Source organism: Rhodanobacter lindaniclasticus (assembly GCF_004799035.1).
Lineage (GTDB): Bacteria > Pseudomonadota > Gammaproteobacteria > Xanthomonadales > Rhodanobacteraceae > Rhodanobacter > Rhodanobacter lindaniclasticus.
Map to the genome: position 1 here is coordinate 1 of NZ_MWIO01000055.1, position 5,044 is coordinate 5,044.

Genomic DNA, 5,044 nt, shown 5'->3' on the forward strand with positions numbered 1-5,044 from the left:
TCTGTCTGCGGTGTCATGAAAATCATAAGCCAGAGAAAGTCTTGTGTTGGCGTGTTGGCCTGCATTTTTTTCGATGTGTATCGGGAGCACCCGGAGTACAAGCCCTCTCTTTTCGTCGGCAGCGTCGAATGTATATAAAAGACAGTCGGAATCAGCCGCCTGCAGGTGGGATTGTTTGGTGACCACCACGTCATGGCCCATCGCGGTGACCGGCATGGTGCCGGTGTGCTTGAGGGTGATCTTGAAGTCCTTGCACGACGAAGGCACCACGATGGAGGACACGTTGTACTGCATCGCGTCCGAACCCTCGATCTCGGTGGCGCAATCGGTAACCACCGCCATGCCCTTGCTGGTGTCCATCGCCGCCGCGGGCGCGGCGGCCATGTTGCCGGCGGTCGCCGCCGGGGCGGGTGCCATCGTCACCGGCGCCTCGGCCGGGGTCGTGGTGGCGGACGGCGTCGGAGCCGACTCGGGTGCCGTCGGCGACGACGAGTTGTCGCTGCAGGCGGCCAGCGCCAGCGCACAGGCAGCCGCAAGCAGACTCGATTTCACGTTCATCGACAATTCTCCTTCGTTGCAAAGTCGCATCATCGACCCGCGCTGCTCTGCATCGTGTGAAGGCCCGCGCCCGGCATCGCGTGCGCGAGTGAGACCGACAGCCGGGATTCAGCGCAGCGCCTGCAGCAGCGCGGCCAGCACGATCGCGGCGAACACGCCGGCGATCACGTCGTCGATCATCACGCCGAAGCCGCCCTTCACGCGCCGGTCCAGCCAGCGGATCGGCCACGGCTTCCAGACGTCGAACAGGCGGAACAGCGCGAACCCGGCCGCCGGCATCCACCACGCGAGGCCACCCGCGGGCAGCAGCGCGCCCAGCAGCGGCAGCAGGGCCAGCCATTGGCCGATGAACTCGTCCCAGACCAGGCTGCGATGATCGTCCACGCCGAGCGCGCGGCCGGCGACGTCGCAGGCGCGCACGCCGACGGCGAAGCCCGCCAACAGCACCAGCGCGTAGCCCCATGCGGGCAGGCCGCGCAGCAGCAGCCACGGCAACAGCGCCGCCAGCGAACCGAACGTCCCCTGCGCCAAGGGCGCCAGCCCGGAACCGAAGCCGCAGGCGAGCCAGCCCCATGGCGTGGCCAGCAGGGCTTGCCGTTGCGGGGCGCTCAGGCGTTTTCTGTCATTCATGCGAAATGCTCCCAGCCCGGCATGCCGGGCTCCATCCAGCCGCCGTCGTGGCCGCGCACACGCACCCCCGTGCCCGCGACGATCCGGCCGATGCGGGTGACGCCGCAGCCGAGCCGGGACAGATCGGCCTGCACCTGGCTCAACCGGTCAGGTGGCACACAGAAACACAACTCGTAATCGTCACCGCCGCCCAGCGCAAAGTGCAGCGCGGTGGCGTCGTCGTACAGACCCAGCAGCGCCGACGAGCGCGGCAGCAGCGCGGCGTCGATCTCGGCCCCCACGCCGCTGGCGGCGCAGATGTGGCCCAGGTCGGCGAGCAGGCCGTCGGAAACGTCGATGCAGGCATGCGCCTGCTCGCGCAACGCAACGCCGGCGGCCAGTCGCGGCGTCGGCCGGGTCAGCCGTTCGACCAGGTAGTCGCGCAGCTTGTCGCGATCATCCTCGTCGCGGCGCAGTTGCTGCAGCACGTTCAGGCCGGCGGCGGCATCGCCCAGCGTGCCGGTGACCAGCACCGCGTCGCCCACCCGTGCACCGGCCCGGGTCAGCGCCTTGCCCGGCGGCACGAAGCCGTGCACCGCGACGCTGACGGTCAGCGGGCCGCGGGTGGTGTCGCCGCCGACCAGGGCCAGTCGATGTGCGCCGGCCAGCCGCGAAAAGCCGTCGACGAAGCCTTCGACGAAGGCGCGATCCGCCTGCGGCAGGGTCAGCCCCAGCAACGCCCAGGCCGGACTGGCGCCCATCGCCGCCAGGTCGGAGAGATTCACCGCCAGGGCCTTCCAGCCGATGTCCGCCGGATCGGTGCCGCGCGGAAAATGCACGCCTTCGACCAGCGTGTCGATCGCCACCGCCAGCTCCTGCCCGGCGGGCACGGCGAGCACCGCCGCATCGTCGCCGATGCCCAGGCGCACATCGTCGCGCGCCTGCACGGTGCGCTGCCGGATCAGCTCGATCAGGTCGAATTCCATCAGCGTCGCTCGCCTTTAGCTGCCGGACCCGTCAGCGCGTGAACAGCAGCACCGGGTCGCCCATGTAGGTGGTCTGCTGGCGCAGCGCGAAGCCGGCCTTGCCGGCAACGCGGATCGAGGCCGCGTTGTCCGGGTCGATGATGCACACCGCGGTATGCTCGCCCAGATGCGCCTGGCCCCAGGCCAGCACCGCCGCCAGCGCCTCGCTGGCGTAACCCTTGCCGTGGCTGTCCGCGGCCAGCACCCAGCCGAGTTCGGGCATGCCTTCGAGCGAGGGCTCGATCTCGCGCCGGAAATCGGCGTAGCCGATATCGCCGATGCAGCGACCGCTGGATTTCTCCTCGATCGCCCAGTAGCCGTAGCCGAGCACGCACCACAGGCCCGGATAGCGCAGCAACCGCAACCAGGCTTCCTGCCGCGTGGACGGACGACCGCCGATGTAACGCACCACGAGCGGATCGGACCAGATCGCCAGCAAGGCGTCGTGGTCGCCGGCGCGATGGCCGCGCAGGCGCAGGCGCGCGGTTTCGAGCGGAGGCACCGGATCGATGCCCGCAGGCACGACGGCGCGCTGCATCAAGCGCCCTTCTCGATCGCGCGCAGCTCGGCGGCGAGCTTGTCCAGCACGCCATTGACGTAGCTGTGGCCGTGGTCGGCGCCGAAGCGCTTGGTGACCTCGATCGCCTCGTTCAGCACCACGCGGTAAGGCACGTCGGGGCGATGCTTCAATTCGTAGGCGGCCAGCCGCAGCGCGGCGCGTTCGATCGGATCGACCTGCGCCACCTCGCGATCCAGGTGCGGACGCAGGCTGGCGTCAAGCTCGTCGACGTGCTGCTCGACACCGTGCAGCAGGTCTTCGAAATATTCCAGGTCGGCCACTTCCATGTCCTGCTCGTGGCGGAACTGCTCGATCACCGCGTTCATGTGGCTGCCGCTGAGCTGCCATGCGTACAGCGCCTGCAGCGCGCGGCGGCGTGCCCGCGAGCGCGCCTGCAGGTCGAGGCCGTGGACGTGTGCGCTCATCCGAGTTTCCGGTAGAGATTGGCCATCTCCAGTGCCGCCAGCGCGGCGTCGGCGCCCTTGTTGCCGGCCTTGGTGCCGGCGCGCTCGATCGCCTGTTCGATGGAGTCGGTGGTCAGCACGCCGAAGGCTACCGGCACCCCGGAGCCGAGCGCGGCCGAGGCCAGGCCCTTGGCGCATTCGCCGGCGACGAAATCGAAATGCGGGGTGGCGCCGCGGATCACCGCGCCCAACGCGATCACCGCCGCGTACTCACCCGAATGCGCCAGCTTGTGCGCCACCAGTGCGATCTCCCAGGCACCGGGCACACGCACCAGTTCGATCGCGTCGTCCGCCACACCGTGGCGCAGCAGTGCATCGCGCGCGCCGGCGACCAGCGGTTCCACCACGAAACCGTTGAAGCGGCCGGCGACGATGGCAAAACGGCCGTTGGGCGTGGCGAAATCGCCTTCGATGGTCTTCATGGTCTGTTCCTGGGAGCGGGCCCGTGCGGGCCGGCCATTTTACGGGTTTTCGGGCGGGCTGGCCGGGTTGGCGCAATCGAGGTGCGGATAACCGCCCATTTCCAGCCGCGCGCGGCCGTCCGCCACGCGCAGGTGAGCCGGCGCGCCGAACGGCAGCGTGAGCTGTTGGGCACCGTGGCCGTGCGGCAAACCGTCGACCAGTGGCACGCCGGCCACGGCACCGATCCGGGTGAAGGCATCACCCAACTGGTAGCCGTTGTCGCGGGGTCCGGGCGCGCACTGGCTGAAGCTGCCCAGCAGCAGCGCCTGCTGCCGCCCCAGCACGCCGGACAGATGCAGCTGGTACAGCAGCCGCTCCACCCGGTACGGTGCCTCGCCGACGTCCTCGACGAACAGGATGCCGTCGTCGATGACGGGGAAGTACGGCGTGCCCAGCAGGCTGCACAGCATCGCCAGGTTGCCGCCCCACAGCGGGCCGTGCAGGTCGAGCTCGGCCGTGGCGGAGGTCGTCCATGAAACCTGCGCCGTCGGCGCGGTCAGCGTGGCCCAGAACTGGCGCCAGCTGAAATCGTCCGGCACCTCGGCGCCGAGGTCGGCCAGCAACGGGCCGCTGAACGTGCACAGGCCGCTCTTCGCGTGCAGCGCCAGCTGCAGCGCGGTGAAATCGCTGTGACCGACCAGCGCGATCGGCGCGCCGTGCAGGCGCTCGCGCAGCGCCGCGTAATCCAGCTGCGTCAGCAATCGCGCCGCACCGTAGCCGCCGCGGGTGGTCAGCGCGATGTCCGGCAGCACGGCCGCCGTCGCCAGGGCGTTGATGTCGGCCGCCCGCTCGGCGTCGCTGCCGGCGAAACGCTGCGCGAAACGCGCGAGCACCTCTTCGCCGTCGACCGTGCAGCCCGCCTCGCGCAGGCGCGCCACGCCGCGCGCCATGGCAGCGGGATCATGCGCGTGGCCCGAGGGGGCGATCAGGCGGATGTGGGCGGGGTGCATCGCTGGCTCTCGGCGGTCGGGATGCGGGCAAGTATCCCGCGCACGGCCGGGCGGCGCCGTGGCTGCCGTGGGGCGTTTCGGGGGTTCGGACGCACGCCGCTCAGCAGGGTACGGCCAGCGGATCGTCGGGCATCTCGTCGATCGCGTGGCGCGCCTCGCCCAGCATCGCCTCGACCTCGCGCACCACGTCCTGCGCCCGCGCCAGCCCCGATTCGGGCACCATCACCGCAATGAAATCCATCGCCGGCAACTGGCCCACGCCGCCGGTGAGGTACTCGCCGGCGATGAACGCCGGGATCTCGGCCGCCTCCAGCGCATCCTTCACCAGATGGGCGTCGAACAGGTTCTGCGCGCGGTAGACGGTATGCATGGCTGGCAAGCTACCCCGCGGCGCGGCGCGGGGTAGCTTGCCAGCCA

Annotated in this window: 8 protein-coding genes; all 8 read right to left on the reverse strand. The window is 70.1% G+C overall.

The genetic code is table 11. The annotated features are described in order from the left end of the window. On the reverse strand, positions 1 to 558 hold a 558-nt coding region (locus B1991_RS15725; RefSeq protein WP_246031204.1), incomplete at its 3' end, for a cupredoxin domain-containing protein. A gap of 108 nt (positions 559 to 666) precedes the next feature. After that, the gene (locus tag B1991_RS15730; RefSeq protein ID WP_136259627.1) at positions 667 to 1,188 is read right to left on the reverse strand and encodes a phosphatidylglycerophosphatase A family protein; all 522 of its coding nucleotides are present in this window, start codon (positions 1,186 to 1,188) and stop codon (positions 667 to 669) included. Further along, positions 1,185 to 2,153, reverse strand: coding sequence for a thiamine-phosphate kinase (thiL, locus tag B1991_RS15735; protein ID WP_136259628.1), 969 nt, complete (start codon positions 2,151 to 2,153; stop codon positions 1,185 to 1,187). Before thiL ends, B1991_RS15730 begins: the two co-directional genes overlap by 4 nt. 31 nt (positions 2,154 to 2,184) lie before the next feature. Further along, a complete protein-coding gene (locus tag B1991_RS15740; RefSeq protein WP_136259629.1) occupies positions 2,185 to 2,730 on the reverse strand; it encodes a GNAT family N-acetyltransferase in 546 nt (181 codons plus the stop codon). After that, positions 2,730 to 3,176 carry a transcription antitermination factor NusB gene (nusB, locus tag B1991_RS15745; RefSeq protein WP_136259630.1) on the reverse strand — a complete coding sequence of 149 codons (447 nt, stop codon included), beginning with the start codon at positions 3,174 to 3,176 and terminating at the stop codon, positions 2,730 to 2,732. Before nusB ends, B1991_RS15740 begins: the two co-directional genes overlap by 1 nt. Further along, positions 3,173 to 3,637: a 6,7-dimethyl-8-ribityllumazine synthase gene (gene ribH, locus B1991_RS15750; RefSeq protein WP_136259631.1), complete on the reverse strand. Its 465-nt coding sequence runs from the start codon at positions 3,635 to 3,637 to the stop codon at positions 3,173 to 3,175. The genes nusB and ribH overlap by 4 nt, the downstream gene beginning before the upstream one ends. Before the next feature lie 39 nt (positions 3,638 to 3,676). Continuing rightward, on the reverse strand, positions 3,677 to 4,627 hold the full coding sequence (gene ldcA, locus B1991_RS15755; RefSeq protein ID WP_136259632.1) for a muramoyltetrapeptide carboxypeptidase: 951 nt from the start codon (positions 4,625 to 4,627) through the stop codon (positions 3,677 to 3,679). A gap of 100 nt (positions 4,628 to 4,727) precedes the next feature. Beyond that, positions 4,728 to 4,997, reverse strand: a complete 270-nt coding sequence (locus B1991_RS15760; protein WP_136259633.1) for a putative signal transducing protein — start codon at positions 4,995 to 4,997, stop codon at positions 4,728 to 4,730. Positions 4,998 to 5,044: the final 47 nt, after the last annotated feature.